13 protein-coding genes and 2 pseudogenes are annotated in these 17,029 nt (G+C 75.2%); 11 read left to right on the top strand and 4 right to left on the bottom strand.

Going from position 1 to position 17,029, the window contains the following annotated elements:
* Positions 1–42 precede the first annotated feature (42 nt).
* Together H1D33_RS08250 and H1D33_RS08255 are read left to right on the top strand one after the other, a co-directional pair.
* Positions 43–630, top strand: a complete 588-nt coding sequence (locus tag H1D33_RS08250; RefSeq protein ID WP_181568635.1) for a TMEM165/GDT1 family protein — start codon at positions 43–45, stop codon at positions 628–630.
* A 97-nt stretch (positions 631–727) separates the two neighbouring features.
* Positions 728–919 (top strand): hypothetical protein, encoded by a 192-nt coding sequence (locus H1D33_RS08255; protein ID WP_181568634.1) that lies wholly within the window; start codon positions 728–730, stop codon positions 917–919.
* 59 nt (positions 920–978) lie between these two features.
* Here the strand turns inward: H1D33_RS08255 and nhaA are convergent, their stop codons facing one another.
* Entirely contained in the window at positions 979–2,280 is a 1,302-nt protein-coding gene (gene nhaA / locus H1D33_RS08260; RefSeq protein WP_181568633.1) for a Na+/H+ antiporter NhaA, read from the bottom strand.
* A gap of 150 nt (positions 2,281–2,430) precedes the next feature.
* Positions 2,431–4,287 carry a polysaccharide biosynthesis protein gene (locus tag H1D33_RS08265; RefSeq protein ID WP_181568632.1) on the bottom strand — a complete coding sequence of 619 codons (1,857 nt, stop codon included), beginning with the start codon at positions 4,285–4,287 and terminating at the stop codon, positions 2,431–2,433.
* A gap of 187 nt (positions 4,288–4,474) precedes the next feature.
* Here H1D33_RS08265 and H1D33_RS08270 point away from each other — a divergent pair, with 187 nt between their 5' ends.
* A complete protein-coding gene (locus H1D33_RS08270; RefSeq protein WP_181568631.1) occupies positions 4,475–5,929 on the top strand; it encodes a tyrosine-protein kinase domain-containing protein in 1,455 nt (484 codons plus the stop codon).
* On the opposite strand, the gene H1D33_RS08275 is transcribed toward H1D33_RS08270, so the two are convergent.
* Positions 5,910–6,455, bottom strand: a complete 546-nt coding sequence (locus H1D33_RS08275) for an arsenate reductase/protein-tyrosine-phosphatase family protein (RefSeq protein WP_181568630.1) — start codon at positions 6,453–6,455, stop codon at positions 5,910–5,912. The two genes, H1D33_RS08270 and H1D33_RS08275, sit on opposite strands and share 20 nt — an antisense overlap.
* A 144-nt stretch (positions 6,456–6,599) precedes the next feature.
* Between H1D33_RS08275 and H1D33_RS08280 the strand changes: the two genes are divergently transcribed.
* The 8 genes and pseudogenes from H1D33_RS08280 to H1D33_RS08315 all read left to right on the top strand — a co-directional run.
* The gene (locus tag H1D33_RS08280; protein ID WP_181568629.1) at positions 6,600–7,829 is read left to right on the top strand and encodes a glycosyltransferase family 4 protein; all 1,230 of its coding nucleotides are present in this window, start codon (positions 6,600–6,602) and stop codon (positions 7,827–7,829) included.
* 170 nt (positions 7,830–7,999) lie between these two features.
* The gene (locus H1D33_RS08285; RefSeq protein ID WP_246411537.1) at positions 8,000–9,712 is read left to right on the top strand and encodes a DUF4012 domain-containing protein; all 1,713 of its coding nucleotides are present in this window, start codon (positions 8,000–8,002) and stop codon (positions 9,710–9,712) included.
* A gap of 13 nt (positions 9,713–9,725) precedes the next feature.
* Positions 9,726–10,358, top strand: coding sequence for a hypothetical protein (locus H1D33_RS08290; RefSeq protein ID WP_181568627.1), 633 nt, complete (start codon positions 9,726–9,728; stop codon positions 10,356–10,358).
* Between the two features lie 97 nt (positions 10,359–10,455).
* Complete coding sequence (locus tag H1D33_RS08295) at positions 10,456–10,875, top strand: protein-tyrosine phosphatase family protein (RefSeq protein ID WP_181568626.1); 420 nt, start codon at positions 10,456–10,458, stop codon at positions 10,873–10,875.
* A gap of 86 nt (positions 10,876–10,961) precedes the next feature.
* Positions 10,962–12,238: pseudogene (locus H1D33_RS08300) on the top strand (D-alanyl-D-alanine carboxypeptidase family protein).
* A 140-nt stretch (positions 12,239–12,378) separates the two neighbouring features.
* Positions 12,379–13,548 carry an MGDG synthase family glycosyltransferase gene (locus tag H1D33_RS08305; RefSeq protein ID WP_181568624.1) on the top strand — a complete coding sequence of 390 codons (1,170 nt, stop codon included), beginning with the start codon at positions 12,379–12,381 and terminating at the stop codon, positions 13,546–13,548.
* Positions 13,549–13,669: 121 nt separating this feature from the next.
* On the top strand, positions 13,670–14,392 hold the full coding sequence (locus tag H1D33_RS08310) for a polysaccharide deacetylase family protein (RefSeq protein ID WP_181568623.1): 723 nt from the start codon (positions 13,670–13,672) through the stop codon (positions 14,390–14,392).
* Positions 14,393–14,512: 120 nt separating this feature from the next.
* Positions 14,513–15,754 (top strand): annotated as a pseudogene (locus tag H1D33_RS08315) (D-alanyl-D-alanine carboxypeptidase family protein); the annotation flags it as partial.
* Between the two features lie 71 nt (positions 15,755–15,825).
* Here H1D33_RS08315 and H1D33_RS08320 read toward each other — a convergent pair.
* Positions 15,826–16,851, bottom strand: a complete 1,026-nt coding sequence (locus tag H1D33_RS08320) for a LacI family DNA-binding transcriptional regulator (protein ID WP_181568622.1) — start codon at positions 16,849–16,851, stop codon at positions 15,826–15,828.
* Positions 16,852–17,029 lie beyond the last annotated feature (178 nt).

Here is a 17,029-nt window from a genome sequence, read left to right on the forward strand (position 1 = left end):
GGCGCCCCTGTCTCTCCTCCCGGCTTGATCGGGAAGGTTCACATGGAGGGTTTCCTCGTCGCGCTGGTGATCAGCTTCGGCGTCATCTTCGTCGCCGAGCTGGGAGACAAGTCCCAGCTCATGGCCCTGACGTTCGCCACGCGTTTCCGCCCGCTGCCGGTGCTCATCGGCATCACCATCGCCACCGCGATCGTCCACCTGGCCTCGGTGGCCATCGGCGTCGGCCTCAACGCGGCCCTGCCCACGGGCTGGATCTCGCTGGTCGCCGGTCTGGCGTTCCTCGGCTTCGGCGCCTGGACGTTGCGGGGCGACAAGCTGACCGAGGAGGAGAAGCGCAAGGCCGAGCGCAGCACCAAGTCGGCGATCGTCGCGGTCGGCGTCGCGTTCTTCCTGGCCGAGCTGGGCGACAAGACCATGCTCGCGACCATCACGCTGGCCACCAAGTACGGCTGGTTCGGCACCTGGCTCGGCTCGACGCTGGGCATGGTCGCGGCGGACGCGCTGGCGATCCTGGTGGGCCGGATGCTGGGCCGGCGCCTGCCGGAGCGGACCATCCGCTACGGCGCGGCCGTGCTGTTCGCCATCTGCGGCCTCTGGCTGATCTTCGAGGCGATCGCCGAACTCACCTGAGCGCCCCGATGATCGGGCGCGCTCCCGATGGGTAAGGGTCCTGGTGGCGGGGTTGCGGCCCCGCCACCAGGAATCGGACGACCGGGAGGTTCCGCGCATGAGCAGGCACGACGAGCCCAACGAATACGGCTTCGCCGGGGGCGCCACGGCCCCGGAGCCGCCGGCCGGCGGTCGCGCGGACGAGCAGGACCGCGCCGAGCAGGTCGCGGTGCCGGGTGACGACCTCACCGAGCCGTACGCCGACGCGCTGGAGGAGACCGAGGACGAGCGCGCCGAGCGCCGCCGCTGACCGCCGAGCGCCGGCCGCCGCCCCCGAAGCCGGGGGGCCGTGGCCGGCGCTCGTCCGTCTCAGGCGGGCCGCTCCTGGTAGACGTCCGGGATGCCGTCGCCGTCGTCGTCGCGGCTCTCCCGTTCGCTGATCCGCCGGTGGACCCGGTTGCGGCGCAGCAGCACCACGGCGGCCAGGCCGGCGGAGATCAGCGAGCCGGCCAGCACCGCCGCCTTGACCCGCTCGTCCTCCGGGCTGCCCGGACCGAACGCCAGCTCGCCGATGAGCAGGGACACCGTGAAGCCGATGCCGGCCAGCAGCGCCAGGCCGAGCAGGTCCGCCCAGGTGATCTCCTCGTCCAGTTCGGCGCGGGTGAACCGGGCGAGCAGGAACGTCGAGCCGAACACCCCGACCACCTTCCCGAGCACCAGGCCGCCGGCCACCCCGAGCACCACCGGGTCGCGGACCACCGCGCCCAGGTCGACGTCGACCAGCGAGACCCCGGCGGCGAAGAACGCGAAGACCGGGACGGCGAGGCCGGCGGAGATCGGCCGCCAGCGGTGCTCCAGCCGCTCGGCCAGCCCGGGCTCGCCGGCGCGGCCGGTCAGCACCGGCACGGTGAAGCCGAGCAGCACCCCGGCCACGGTGGCGTGTACGCCGGAGGCGTGCACCAGCACCCAGGCGGCCGCCGCGAGCGGGATCAGCGCCCACCACCAGGTGCGCCGCCGCTGCACCAGGAACGCGAACCCGGCGATCGGCAGCAGCGCGCCGAGCAGCGGCAACGGGTGGAAGTCGGCGGTGTAGAACACCGCGATGACGGTGATCGCCAGCAGGTCGTCGACCACCGCGAGGGTGAGCAGGAACGCGCGTAGCCCCTGCGGCAGGTGCGAGCCGATCACGGCCAGCACGGCGAGGGCGAAGGCGATGTCGGTGGCGGTGGGGATCGCCCAGCCGCGCATGCCGGCGCCGCCGGCGCTCGCGGTCACCGCCAGGTAGATCAGCGCCGGCACCACCATGCCGCCGACCGCGGCGACCACCGGCAACGCGGCCCGCCGGGGGTCGCGCAGGTCACCGGCGACGAACTCGCGCTTGAGTTCCAGCCCGACCACGAAGAAGAAGATCGCCAGCAGCCCGTCGGCGGCCCAGGTGGCGAGGCTGAGGTCGAGGTGCAGCGCGGTGCCGCCGGGCCACGGCACCCAGTCGCCCAGCTCCGCGTACGCCGAGCGCCACGGCGAGTTGGCCCAGACGAGAGCGAGGACCGCGCCGAGCAGCAGCAGTCCGCCGCCGACCGTCTCGGTGCGCAGCACGTCGGCCAGGAAGCGGGCCTCCGGCCAGGACCGGCGGGCCAGCAGGCGGGAGGGGCGGGGAGGATGGTGGGGCACGGGGTGTCCGTTCGGAAGAGGGGTCGGCTGATCACATCGCCGACCAGGCTTCCCGGCACACCGGGGTCAACCCTATCGTCGCCGGGGCCCGACGGCGAGTCGGACCGGTGCGGGCGCCGCGTCCGCGTCGCGCCCGCACCGGTGCGCGGCTCAGCGCTGGCCGGGCAGCGCCGGGACGACCGCGCCGACCGGCTCGCAGAACGCCGCCAGCCGCTTGACGAGTTCGTCCGGGTCGGCGTACGGGTCCAGCACGCGCACCTCGTCCGGGTCGAGCGGGGGCACCGGCACGTGGGAGATGAGCGGGTGCAGCGGACGGGTGTCCGACTCGTCGGCGCCGAAGAGGTGCTCGTGCAGCTTCTCGCCGGCCCGCAGCCCGGTGTAGACGATGTCGACCGGGTGGTCCGCCTCGGCCGCCAGCCGGCGCGCCACGTCGGCGATGCGGACCGGCTCGCCCATGTCGAGCACCAGCGCCTCGCCGCCGCGACCGATCGTGGCGGCCTGCAGGACCAGGTGCACCGCCTCCTGCACGGTCATGAAGTAGCGGGTCACGTCCGGGTGGGTGACGGTGATCGGCAGGCCGGCGCGGATCTGCGCCTGGAACGCGGTCAGCACCGAACCCCGGCTGCTGAGCACGTTGCCGAACCGGACGCTGAGGTAGGCGCCGTCCAACTGCTGGGCCTGGTGGGCGGTGAGCCGCTCGGTGATCCGCTTGGAGTAGCCGAGGACGCTTGTCGGGTTGGCCGCCTTGTCGGTGGAGATGTTCACGAACTGGGCGACGTCCCGGCACGCCTCCAGCACGTTCAGCGTGCCCCGGATGTTCGTCATGATCGCCTCGCCGGGGTGCCGCTGGAGCATGGTCAGGTGCTTCAGCGCGGCGGCGTGGAAGACCACGTCGGGCTGCCGGTCGGCGACCACCCGGGCGATGCGCTCGGCGTCGCGGATGTCGGCCAGGATCAGTTCGGGGCCGTCCAGCAGCGCCCGGCCGTGCAGGGACATCTGCAGCGCGTGCAGCGCGGACTCGTCCCGGTCGAGCATCATCAGCTCGTCCGGTTCGCACCGGGCGATCTGCCGGCACAGCTCGGAGCCGATCGAGCCGCCCGCGCCGGTGACCAGCACCCGGCGGCCGGCCAGCCCGCCGCGCTCGACGGTCAGTTCGGCCACCCGATGGGCGCGGCCGAGCAGGTCGGTGAGCTGGAGGTCGCGGACGTCGGTGGCGGCGACCGGCCGGTCGAGCAGTTCCCGGACCGGGGGCAGGACCTTGAACGCGGCGCCGGCCTCCAGCGTGCGGGTGCGTACGTCGCGCAGCAGTCCCGGGTCGGAGCAGCTCATCGAGAAGATGACGGTGCGGGCCTGGGTGGCGCGGATGACGGGGCCGACCTGCTCCCGCCCGCCGAGCACGCGCAGCCCCTCCAGCCGGAGCCCCCGGCTGTCCGGGGCGTCGTCGAGCAGGCCGACCGGCCGGTAGTTGCTCTCCGGGTCGTGCAGGAGCACCCGCACCAGCCGTTCGCTGGCCGCGTCCACGCCGTAGACCAGGCACCGCTCGGCGTGCCGCGCGGCCGGTTGGTGGCGGTCGGCGTGGGCGCGCCACACACCGCGGCCGGCGGCCATCAGCACCAGCGCGACGGCGCCGCCGACCACCGGGGTGGTCGCCGGAACCGGTCGCTCGCTCCAGGGCAGCACGGCGGCGAGCGTGACGGCGACGGCGATCGCGACCCGGCCGGCCAACCCGCGGGCGTCTCCGGCGCTCCCGATCGGATAGCGACCGTAGAGGCGGGACCGCAGCAGGGTGAGGGTCCCGTACAGCGCGGCGCAGGCGAGTGCGACGCCGAGTGTGCGGGCGCTGCGGGCGGCGGTCAGCTCGAACTCGTACCGGGTCCAGGCGGCACCGAGAAATCCTCCGCACCACGCGGCCGTGTCCAGCGTTAACAGGGAGAGGGTGGCGGCGCGGTGGGTGATCCGGCTGCGGGATCGCACGACGTCTTCGGCGGCGATGGCTTCATGATCCATGGGTTGCCCTCGTGTGTCCTATCCGGAATAAGCAGATTCATGTCATGCGAGAAGGTTGTGTCGTTTAGATTCGTCTGACCGCCTAACGTGTTGAATGGGCGGTTAGATCCTGGCACGACGACTGGTGGTTTTAGGGGGCTTTCGTGCAGTTGCATCGGCAGACCGGCGTGTCGCGAGGGGGAGCGTGATGGATGTTCTCGGCTACCTGCGCCTGGTCCGACGCCACTGGTGGATCGTGCTGATCACGGTGATGTTCGCCGTGGGCGCCGCCGCCCTGGTGACGGTCCGGACGCCGCCCCGGTACCAGGCCACGGTGACCTTCTTCGTCACCACGCCGAGCCAGGGGGTCACGGACGCCTACCAGGGCAGCCTGTTCCTCCAGCAGCGGGTGAAGTCGTACGGCGACCTGCTCACCAGCGACCGACTGGCGCAGAGCGTGGTCGCGGACGCGCCGCTCGGTCTCACCGCCGACCAGGTGCGCGGCCGGATCGCCACGTCCGCCACCACCGGCACGGTGCTGCTCAGGGCCACCCTCACCGACACCGACCAGACCCGGGCGCTGAAGACCACCGAGGTGCTGGCGGCCAAGTTCATCGAGCTGGTCCGCAAGGTGGAGACACCGCCCAGCGGAGAGGCGCCACCGATCAAGATCGAAGTGGTGAGCGGGCCCCGGGTGACCTCGAATCCGGTCTCGCCGCAGCCGGTGCGCAACCTGGTTCTCGGCGGCCTGCTCGGCCTGCTGGGCGGCATCGGTCTGGCCGTGCTGCGCGGGCTGGCCGACGTGCGGATGCGCGACGCGGTGGCGCTGCAACGGGTCACCGGCAGCCCGCTGCTCGGGGAGATCCCGTTCGAGTCCGGGGCGAAGGCGGCCCCGCTGATCGTCGGCGACGCGGCCACCTCGGCCCGCGCCGAGGCGGTCCGCAAGCTGCGCACCAACCTGCGCTTCGTGGACGTGCACGAGCCGGCCCGGGTCATCGCGGTCACCAGCGCCCTGCAGGGCGAGGGCAAGACCACCATGGCCTGCAACACCGCCATCGCACTGGCCGAGGCGGGCTGGCGGGTGCTGCTCATCGACGCCGACCTGCGCCGTCCCAAGGCGGCGGACTACCTCGGCCTCGACGGCGGCGTCGGGCTCACCGACGTGCTCGTGGGCGACGTCCAGGTCGGTGACGTGGTGCAGCGCTGGGGCGAGAAGTCGCTGCTCGTGCTGCCCAGCGGCGCCACCCCGCCGAACCCGAGCGAACTGCTCGGTTCGAAGGCGATGGCGGACCTGCTGGTGGCGCTGCGCGAGTCGGCGGACATCGTGATCATCGACACCGCGCCGCTGCTGGCGGTCACCGACGGCGTGGTGGTGGCCGTGCAGGCCGACGGCGCGCTCCTGGTGACCCAGCAGGGGCGGACCTCGCGCGGTCAGGTGGCCGCGGCGGCGCGGGCGCTCAGCTCGGTGTCGGTGCGCCTGCTCGGCTGCGTGCTCAACATGGCCAAGGTCGGCAAGGCGGACTCCTACCAGTACGAGACGTACAAGGTGGTGGTGCCGCAGGCCCCGACCGGGGTGCCCGCGGACCGGGCCGAGGCGGCCCGGCGTGACGCCAAGGCTCCCACCGGGGACCGGACGCAGGAACTCACGCGGCTGTCGCGATGAGCGTGAGCACGGATCGGATGGACCGCTCGATCTCCTCGGCACACCGGCGGAAGTCGGCCGGGGAGCCACCGATCGGGTCCCACAGGTCGTCCGCGCCGGGGGCGGCGGGTTGCATCCGCCCCCGGGCGCGGACGGCCGCGGCCACCGCCGCACGCAGCGGCGTTCCGCCGTCCGCGGCGGTGGGCGTGGCCGCGGCGGCGAGCCGGGCGAACTGGTGCAGCGTGAACGTGCGGCCCAGCGCCGCCGGCGCCAGCGCGGTGCAGGCGGAGCGCTGCCGCCGGGTCGCGGTCAGCACGAGGGTGGCCGCCCTCAGGTGCTCCGGTCGCAGCCGGCGGGTGCGGAAGGCCGCGGCGTCCGCGCCGGCCACCTCGACCGCGTACGGGTGCATGGGCGCGCCGTCCACCGCGTCCGTGCCGGCGCTGGCCGCCACCACCGGCATGTCGGCCAGCATCCGGCGGGCGAGGAACTCGGCCATCGGCGACCGGCACATGTTGGCCTGGCAGACGAAAAGGACCCTGTCGAGCATCGGCACCCCTCTGGTCGGCGCGGTGGCGCCGGGTGGCACCGCGACGGCGTACCACCGCCGGTCGCGGCCGGTCGCAGAGGGGATGCCGGCATCGTACGCGGCAGCGGCCCACTCGGCCCGGCCGGCCACGCCGGGAGGCCGGCGATGAGGATCGGCATCCTGTCGTACCACTTCCCGCCGGAGCCGGCGTTCATCCCGGGGAGCCTGGCCGAGGAGTTGGCCGCCCGGGGTCACGAGGTGCGCGTGCTGACCGGTTTTCCGGACTATCCCGGTGGGCAGGTCTATCCGGGCTGGCGGCAGCGGTGGCGACACCAGACGCACAGCGACCGGCTGACCGTGCGACGGGTGCCCCGGTACACCGGCGGTGACGGCTCGGCCCGGGCCGCCTCCTGGCTCTCCTTCGCCGGCAGCGCCGCGCTGTCAGGCCGACGCTATCTCCGCGACCTCGACGCGCTCTACGTCTTCCAACGTCCCGCGGTGACGCCGGCCGCCACCGGCCTGCTCCGGCTGCTCGGTCCGGTGCCGACGGTGCTGCACGTGCAGGACGTCTGGACCGAGGCGGACCCGGCCCGGCCGGCGGAGTCACGCCGCTGGACGGGACGGCTGGAGTCCGGCCTGCGCCGGTTGTACCGGGAGGCGGGCGTGATCGTGGTGGGCGCGCCCTCCATGCGCGAGCTGGTGCTGGCCGGTGGCGCCGCGCCGGACCGGGTGCGCACGGTGCTCAACTGGACCGACGAGCGCCTGTTCCGGCCCGCCGAACCCGGTCCCGCCGCGCGTCGACTGGTCCGCCGGGACGACCGCTGCGTGGTGATGCACGCCGGCACGATCGGCGTACGGCAGGGTCTGGAGACCGCGGTCCGGGCGGCGGCCGCGCTGGGCGACCGGATGGACCTGGTCCTGGTCGGCTCGGGTGCCGAGGAGCGGCGGGTGCGCGGGCTGGCCGCCGAGCTGGGCGCGGACAACGTCCGGTTCGTCGAGCGGCGCTCGCCGGCGGACATGCCGCAGCTCTACGCGGCGGCCGACTACCAGCTGGTCATGCAGCGTGACCTGCCGGAGCTGCGGGGCGCGGTGCCCGGCAAGCTGCAGGCCGCGCTCTCCTGCGCCGCGCCGGTGGTCGCCTCGGCCGGCGGGGACACCGCCGAGCTGGTGGAGCAGGCCCGCGCCGGGTTGTCGTGCCCGCCCGAGGACTGGGCGGCGCTGGCCGACCGGTTCTGGCTGGCCGCGGCGATCCCCCGGGACGCCCGGCGTGACATGGGCCGCCGGGGTCGGGACGCCTACCTGGGCCGGATGTCGCTGCGCGCCGGTGTCGACCGGATCGAGGACTGTCTGCGCCGGGTGACGGCAGATAGGGTGAAAAACCCGAAAAGCGCCTGAAAACCTCGATCGATGCATCCATGATGTTAGCCGAAAAACGAATGGCGGATTGTGGTACAAACTAGTCTTCTGTCCGATTAACGCATAGGGAGAATGGCGTGACGCAACGCGATGCTCCGCATCGTCGGCACCGACGCTCGCGGCGGCGCCGTCGGGCCCGCGTCCGCCGGGTGCTGCTCGTCGGACTGGTCGTCGTCTCGGTGCTGCTGACCGCGGGTGGTTGGGTCACGCTGCGGGGCTGGCAGGCCCGCTCCCATCTGGTCAACGCCGCCGGGCTGGCCAAAGACCTGAGTGCCCAGGTGCTCGCCGGCGACGTGGACCGGGCCCAGCGGACGCTCTCCGCGTTGCAGCAGCAGGCGACCGCCGCCCGCGGGGCGACCGGTGACCCGGTCTGGTGGCTCGGCCAGCGGACCCCGTACGCCGGGGACGACCTGACCGCGGTCCGCCAGATCTCGGTGGCGGTTGACGACCTGGCCCGGCAGGCCTTTCCCACCCTGCTCCGGGTCGATCTCGCCTCCCTGGTGCCGAAGCAGGGGCGGCTCGACGTGAACCGCCTGCGCGAGGTCTCGGCCGAGGTGTCCCGCGCCGACCAGGCGGTCCGAAGCAGCTCCGAGCGGTTGCGGGCGGTGGCGACCGGCGGTCTGGTCGCCCAGGTGCGCGACGCGGTCACCGCCCTGCGGGCGGAGCTGGACCAGCTCGGCGACCTCACCTCGGCCGCCGATCGGGGCGCCCGGCTGCTGCCGCCGCTGCTCGGGGCCGACGGCCCGCGCAGCTTCCTGCTCGTCTCGCAGAACCCGGCCGAGTTGCGCGCCACCGGCGGCATGTTCGGCGCGTACGCGGTGCTGCGCGCGGACAGCGGGCGGGTCCGGCTGGCCGGGCAGGGTGACTCCAGTCGGCTGAGGTTCTTCGATCCGCCGCTGAAGGTCGGCCCGGAGGCGCGCCGGCTCTGGTCCGACCTGCCGGGGAGGTACCCGGCGGACGTCAATCTGAGCCCCGACTTCCCGGCCGCGGCCGCGCTCTACCGGGAGATGGTGCGCCGTCGCACCGGCACGACCGTGGACGGCGTGCTGGCGGTGGACCCGGTGGTGCTGTCCTACCTGCTCGGCGTGATCGGTCCGGTCACCGTGCCGGACGGGCCCACGCTGGCCGGCAGCACCGCGGTCCGCACGCTGCTCAGCGACTCCTACCGGGACCTGGACACGTACGCCCAGGACACCTTCTTCGCCCGGGCCGCGGTGGGGGTGTTCAACGCGCTGTTCACGAAAACGGTGGATCCGAAGGCGCTTCTGACCGTTATCAGGCGCTCAATCCAGGAACGTCGGATATTGTTCTGGAGTGTCCGATCTGATGAGCAGCGCGCGCTGGCCGGCACCCGGCTCGCCGGGCAACTCCCGGAGAAGGACACCGTGCCCACGGTCGGCGTGTTCCTCAACGACGGCAGCGGCGCGAAGCTCGGCTACTACCTCAGGTTCTCAGCCACCCTGACGGTCGGCGCGTGCCAGCCGGACGGGCGCCGGGAACTGCGGCTGCGGGTCACGGTGCGCTCCACCGCCCCGCGGTCGGGTCTCAGCGAGTCGGTCACGGGCCTGGCCCTGTCCGGCGACAAGTACACCGCGCGCACCTTCGTCTCGGTGCACACACCGAGCGGAGGCGCTGTCCTCACCGGCCGGCTGGACGGGCGGGACACCGCGATGGGCGGCGGCACCGACCGCCGCCGCCAGGTGGCGGTGGCGAACGTCGAGGTCGGCCCGGGGCAGACCCGGACGCTCGACGTCACGCTGCTCACCGGCCAGAACGGCGCGGGCACGGCCGACCTGGTGCTCACACCCACCGTCACCCCGTGGACCACCCAGATAGTCACCGCACCCAGATGTGAACAGTAGGAGGGAAACCATCATGCGGCTATCCCGCATCATCATGGCGCTCACGGTGGGCCTGGCCGTCGCGGCCGCGCCGACCGCGGCCGGGGCGGCACAGCCGCAGCCACCGGTCTACCCGCCGCCCGTCGTCTCGCTGACGCTGGACGACCCGACCATCGTCCTCGGTGAGACCTTCACCCTGCGGGGCCGGGGCTTCGGGCCCAACGAGACCGTGTCGATCGACGTCACCATCTCCGGACTTCCCGCCGCCGCTCCGGCGGAGGGGACCGCGCGGCGCAGCGACGGCAGCACGGTGGCGATGGCGGCCGTGGCGTACACGCCGAACCGGGCCGCGCCGCAGCCGGCGCCGACCCACTTCACGGTGCAGGCGGACGCGAGCGGCAACTTCACCGTCACCTACCGCCCGACCCGCCCCGGCCGCTACACGTTCACCGCCACCGGTGAGACCACCGGCCGGACCGCGAGCACGACCGGCACCGTACTCCCGGTGCGCCCGACCCATTCGCCGCGCCCGCCGCACCACGGCGGTCACCTGCCCGTCACCGGCGGCAGCATCGGCACGCCGCTGAAGCTCGGTGGCGGCCTGGCCGGCGCCGGCGCGGTGCTGCTCCTGGCCTCCCTGGCCTGGCGCCGCCGCCGCCTCGGCTGACCCGAGGCACGCCGGGACGACCCGGCACGTCGTGAGTGCCCGCCGGACCTGGTCCGGCGGGCACCCGCGCGTCCGCACCGCGCCGCACAATGGCCTGATGGACCCGACGACGCCGTGGACGGACCCGGCCGGCCTGCTCACCCTGCCCGGCGGCGCCACCGTGCGCGGGCGGCGGGTCGCCGCCCCGGCCTCACCCGCCGACTTCGCCCTGGTGCTGGCGCCCGGTCCCGAGCCGCAGTGGCCGGCCCGCCGGATCCGCTGGCCCGACTTCTGGCTCCCGCTGGACCGCGCGGACGCGCTCGACGCGCTGCGCGAGGCGCGGCGACGCGCCTACGCGGGCGAGCGGGTCGAGGCCGCCTGCCACGGCGGCGTCGGCCGGACCGGCACCGCGCTGGCCGCCCTGGCCGTGCTGGACGGGCTGGACCCCGGCCGGGCGGTGGCCTGGGTGCGTGCGCGCTACCACCGGCGCGCGGTGGAGACACCGTGGCAGCGGTGGTGGCTGCGCGGCGTGCGGTGACGGCGCGGGGCCGCCGGATCGGCACAGCGTCACCGGGCCGGTGAGCCGCGCCGGCCCGGACCCCGCGCTGGGTAGGGTGCCTCTTCATGAGAGCCCGGGTCCTGGCCGCCACCACCGCCGTCACGCTGCTCGTCACCGGGACCCCCACCCCGGCCGCCGGCGCGCCGCCGGCCGCCGCCCCCGCCGCCCCCGGCGTCGCCGTGCCCTGCCCCGCCTGCCGGCGGTGAAGGTCACCCGGCCGCCACGCCCCGTCCCCCCGGCGTCGGTGCCCGAACAGCAGGTGGTGGGCGGCGAGGCGCTGGCCGCGCCGGGCCTGGTCACCCCGCCCGGCACGCCCGCGCCGCCGGCGCTCACCGCCACCACCTGGCTGGTCGCCGACCTGGACAGCGGCGCCGTGCTGGGGGCCTGCGGGCCGCACGTGTACGGCACGCCCGCGAGCACCCAGAAGCTGCTGCTCGCCGCCACCATGCTGAAGCGCCTCGACCCGAAGCAGGTGGCCGCCGCGACCCGCGAGGACCTGGACATCGAACCGGGCAGCTCGGCCGTGGGCCTGCTGGTGGGCGGGCGCTACGCGGTCGAGACGCTCTGGCTGGGGCTGCTGCTGCAGTCCGGCAACGACGCGGCGAACATGCTGGCCCGGCTGGGCGCCGGCAGTGCCCGGGCCGGGGTCGCCGAGATGAACGCCGAGGCCCGCCGGCTCGGCGCGTTGCAGACCCACGCCGTCACGCCGTCCGGCCTGGACGGCCCGGGGCAGTTCACCAGCGCGTACGACCTGGCGCTGATCGCCCGGTCCTGCTTCGCCGACCCCCGCTTCGGCCGGTACGCGCTGACCGAGCGGGCCCAGATCCCGGCTCAGCCCGCCCTGAAGAAGGGCGGGTTCCAGATCCAGAACGAGAACCAGCTGATCTACCGCTATCCCGGGGCGCTCGGCGGCAAGACCGGCTTCACCGAGCTGGCCCGGCACAGCTACGTCGGCGCCGCTGAGCGCGGCGGGCGCCGGCTCGTGGTCACGCTGCTCGGCGCGGAGGCCCGGCCGGTCCGCGGCTGGCAGCAGGGCGCGCAACTGCTCGACTGGGGTTTCTCCCTGCCCCGGGATGCCTCCGTGGGTGACCTGGTCGAACCGGGCGAGCTGGATGCCGCCAAGGCCGAGCCGGCGCGGCGGGCCCCGGCCGCTGCCGCGCCCGCCCGACCCGACGCGGGACCGTGGCGCGGGCCGGCCGGGACCGCGCTGCGCCGGATGGCGGACGGAGACTGGCAGGTCATCGTGCCGGCCGCCGGGCTCCTGGCGCTCACCGTCGGGGGCGTGGCGGCGGTGCTCGCCGCCCGGAGCCGGTCCCGCCGGCGGGGACGTCGCCGCGCCTGACCGCCGTCCGTCCCCCGGCGGCCGGGGGAGCGTCGCCGGGCAGTCCGGCCCGTTCCGGCCCTCGGCTGAGCTGGGAGCGTGACCGGAACCGGCCCCCGGGCCGGCCGCGTGGACGGCGACTGCGTGGGTATGCGCCGCCCATGGAGCACCCGGGACGCATCGTGGTGATCTCCGCGGACATCGGCGCCGGGCACGACCGGGCCGCCGACGAGCTGGCGGCACGGCTGCGCGGGCGGGGTTTCGAGGTGGACCGGCTGAACCTCCTGCACCTGCTGCCCGGCCCGCTGCACCAGGTCGTGCGGGAGACGTACCGGGGGGTGCTGGAACGGCTGCCCTGGGGCTACCACCTGCTGTTCCGGCTCACCAGCCGGTCGCGGACGTCGGTGCGCGCCATCCGGGCGCTGATGCGCCCGTTCCGTGCCCGCATCCGCCGCCGCATCCCACCGGACACCCGGGCGGTGGTGACCACCTACCCGTTCGCCAACCAGCTCCTCGGGCCGCTGCGACGGCGCGGGCGCCTCCGCGTCCCGGTGCTCACCTACGTGACCGACCTGGTGGTGCATCCGACCTGGCTGGCACCGGGCGTGGACGTGTACTGCACGGTCCGGCACGCCGAGCTGCGCCGGCCCGGCGACGTCGACGTGGCGGTGGTCCAGCCGCTGGTGGCGCGGGCGTTCGCCGACGGGGTCGCGGTCGACCGGCGGCGGGCGAGGCAGCGCTTCGGCCTGCCACCGGACGGTGCGCTCGCCCTGATCGTGGCCGGTTCCTGGGGTGCCGGCGAGGTGGCCGCCACCACCGCCGAGGTGGGGTCGACAGGCGTGCGGCCGGTGGTGGTGTGCGGCCGCAACCGGGCGCTGTACCGGCGGCTTCGCGGTGCCGGGTGGCACGTGCTGGGCTGGGTGGACGACATGCCGGCGCTGATGCGGGCCGTCGACGTGGTGGTGGAGAACGCCGGCGGACTGACCTGCCAGGAGGCGCTCGTCGCCGGCGTTCCGGTGGTCACCTACCGCCCGCTGCCCGGGCACGGCCGGGCGAACGCCACCATCCTCGCCCGGTCCGGCCTCACCCGGTGGGCCGGCACGCCCGAACAGCTCGGACCGCTGCTCGCGGCGGTGGTCGGGGCCGCCCCGCCGGCGGCGACGCGGGACGGCCCGCCGCCCGCGGACCCGGCCGGGCTGGTCGCCGAGGCCGCCCGCCGGGCCGCCCCCGCCGGCCCGGCCGAACCGGAGCGCCGCTCGTTGCTGGACCCGGTCGGCGACGCGGTCGCCGTCGTCGCCGCGCTGCTCCAGTCGACCGGCGGCCTGCGGTGAGTCCGGCCGTCGGCCTGTCCGGCGTCCGGCGGCCCGCGGTGAGTCCGGCCGTCGGCCTGTCCGGCGTCCGGCGGCGTGTGATGTGGCCGGTCGTCGGGCCGCGTCCGGCCGTCGGGCCGCGGTGAGGGTCGCCGCGCTGGCCCGGGTCGCGGCGGTGGCACTGCCGGCGGTCCAGGTGGCGCCGGTGGCGACCGCGCTGCCGGCGCTGCGGCGGCGGCTGCTGCCCGGCCTGCACGGCCTCGGTGCGCCCGACCGGGTCGCGCTGACCTTCGACGACGGCCCGGACCCGGAGTCCACACCCCACTTCCTGGACGTGCTCGCCGCGCACCGGGTCCGGGCCACGTTCTTCGTGCTCGGCGCGATGCTGCGCCGGTGCCCGGATCTGGGCCGCCGGCTGGTCGCCGACGGGCACGAGGTGGCCCTGCACGGCTGGGCGCACGACAATCTCCTGCTGCGCGGGCCGGCCGCCACCGTGCGCGACCTGACCCGCGGGTACGACCTGGTCACGGACGTGACCGGCCGGCCGCCGAGGTTCCTGCGCCCGCCGTACGGGGTGCTGACCGGCGCGACCCTGCTGGCCGCCCGGCGGCTGCGCCTGCGCCCGGTGCTGTGGAGTTGCTGGGGGCGGGACTGGACCGCGTCGGCGACTGGGGACACCGTCCGGCGGCGGGTGCTGGCCGGCCTGCACGGCGGCGGCACCGTCCTGCTGCACGACTCCTCCTGCGCCGCCGAACCGGGCGCCTGGCGGGCCGCGCTCGGCGCGCTGCCCGGGCTGCTCGCGGAGTGCCGCCGGCGCGGGTGGCACGTCGGCCCGCTGGCCACCCACGGCCTCGCCGCGCGCTGAGGTGCCCGGCCGTCCCCGCGCCGACCGGGGAGCGCGCCACCGTACCCCGCGCCGATGGTCCCGGGACGCGAATCCCGGAGCCGGCGACCCGTTCGGGTCGGCGTGGCTAGCGTGCGGGGCATGAGGACCTGGGGACCATCCGTGGCGCTGGCCGCCGCCCTGATCCTGCCGCTGTCGGCGGCGGCCACGCCCGCCGTGGCCGGCGGCCGGACCGGCGTCGCGCCGGCCCGCCGGCTGCCCGGCGGGGCGTCACCCTGCCCGAACGTGCCGGCCCCGGCGACCCGGCCACCGCAGGCGCCGCCACCGGCCGACCCGGCCGCCCGCTCGGTCGGCGGCGCCGCGCTGGACACCACCGGACTCGTCGCTCCGCCCGTGGCGGGCGCGCCGCCGCCGGTGACCGCGACCTCGTGGCTGGTCGCGGACCTGGACACCGGCGCGGTGCTCGGGGGCTGCGGCCCGCACGAGTACGGCGTGCCGGCCAGCGTGCAGAAGCTGCTGCTGACCGCGACGATGCTGCCCCGGCTGGACCCGAACCGCGAGGTCACCGTGACCGCCGGGGACGTGGCGATCGAGCCGGGCAGCTCGGCGGTGGGGCTGGCCGAGGGCGGGCACTACCGGATCGAGACGATCTGGCTGGGCCTGCTGCTGAAGTCGGGCAACGAGGCCGCCAACACGCTGGCCCGCCTCGGTGGCGGCCCGGACGGGCTGGCCGGTGGTGTGCGGGCGATGAACGCCGAGGCGCAGCACCTCGGCGCCCGGCAGACACACGCGGTCACCCCGTCCGGTCTGGACGGCCCGGGCCAGTTCACCAGCGCGTACGACCTCGCGTTGATCGCCCGGGCGTGCTTCCACGAACCGGCCTTCCGCCGCTACACCGCCACCCGGACCGCCCAGGTGCCGGCCCAGCCGGCGCTGCACGAGAAGTCCTTCCAGATTCAGAACGACAACATGCTGCTCGACCACTACCCGGGCGCGATCGGCGGCAAGACCGGCTTCACCGATCTCGCCCGGCACACGTACGTCGGCGCGGCCGAGCGGGGTGGGCGTCGGCTGGTGGTGACCCTGCTCGGCGCGGAGATCCCCACCCAGCGGGGCTGGCAGCAGGGCGCGGCGCTGCTGGACTGGGGCTTCGGGCTGCCCCGGGACGCGGCGGTCGGCCGGCTGGTGGAACCGGGCGAACTGGACCGGTCGGCGCCCCCGACCGGCGCGGCGTCGGCGCTGGCCGGGCACGCCGACCTGGGTGCCGGTGCGGCGGCCCCGGGCACGCGGCGCGGCGTCGGGTTGCCGGTCGCGGTGGGCGCGGTGCTGGTGGCCGGGGGAGCGGTGCTGCTGGCCCGACGGCGTCGGCACGCGGTGGCGGCGGCCATGTCGACCGGCCCCGCGCTGCGGAAGCCCGAACTTTCCGGAAGACGGCTGAGAAACGACCGGTCCGGTTACCGGCCGGCGGGGCCCGCGGTGCTGTCCCGCACCACCAGCTCGGTGGCGAGCTCGATCCGGGGAGACTCGATCTCCTCGCCCTGGGCCAGCCGCAGCACGGTGCGGGCGGCGAGCCGCCCCATCTCCACCAGGGGCTGGCGCACGGTGGTCAGCGGCGGTGAGGCCCAGCGGGCCTCCGGCAGGTCGTCGAAGCCCACCACGGACACGTCGTCGGCGACCCGCAGGCCGCGCCGGCGCACCGCCTCGTAGACCCCGAAGGCCATCTGGTCGCTGGCCGCGAAGATCGCCGTCGGCGGGTCGTCCAGGTCGAGCAGCGCGCCACCGGCCGTGTAGCCGGAGGCGTGGTAGAAGTCGCCCGGGTGCACCAGCCGGTCGTCGGCCGGGACGCCGGCCGCGGCCAGCGCGGCCCGGTAGCCGTCCAGCCGGGCGCGGCTGCACAGCAGGTGCGGCGGGCCGGCGACGAAGCCGATCCGCCGGTGGCCCAGCGTGAGCAGGTGCTCGGTGGCGGACAGGCCGCCGGTCCAGTTGGTGGCGCCGATCGCCGGCACGTCCGTGCCGGCCACCCCGGCGTCCGGGTCGACGACGACCACCGGCACGTTGAGCCGGCGCAGTTGCGCCTGCACCGCGGGGCTCAGGTGCGAGGTCACCACGATCACCCCGTCCGAGGCGCGGGCGCGCAGGTTGTGCAGCCACTGCCGGGTGGAGCTGGACTCCCGGTGGACGGCCGAGATCACCACGCCGACCCCGGCCGCGTGACCGACGTCCTCCACCCCGCGGATGATCTCCACGGCCCAGGGGCTGTCCAGGTCGTTGAAGACCAGGTCGACCAGGTCCGCCCGGCGCACCGTGCGGCTGCCGCGACGCCGGTAGCCGTGGTGGCGCAGCAGCTTCTCGACCCGCTCCCGGGTGTCCGGGGCGACGTCGGAGCGCCCGTTGAGCACCCGCGACACGGTGGGCACGGAGACGCCGGCCTCCCGTGCGATCGCGGTGATGGTCACCCTGCGCTCGTCGTCCCCGCTCACCCGTGTTCCCTTCGCCGGTTGCCGGAACCGACCGGAAAACCGTTCCGCCCCACGCACATCTTGCCGTACGCCGAGGGCTTGACGACAGATCGGTACGGTCCTAGCGTTCGATCAAGTTACGGAAACCTTCCGGAAACGCGCCGGATTCCGGGCGCGGCGACGCGCCGTCGCCGGCCCA

Source organism: Micromonospora ferruginea, assembly GCF_013694245.2.
GTDB lineage: Bacteria > Actinomycetota > Actinomycetes > Mycobacteriales > Micromonosporaceae > Micromonospora > Micromonospora robiginosa.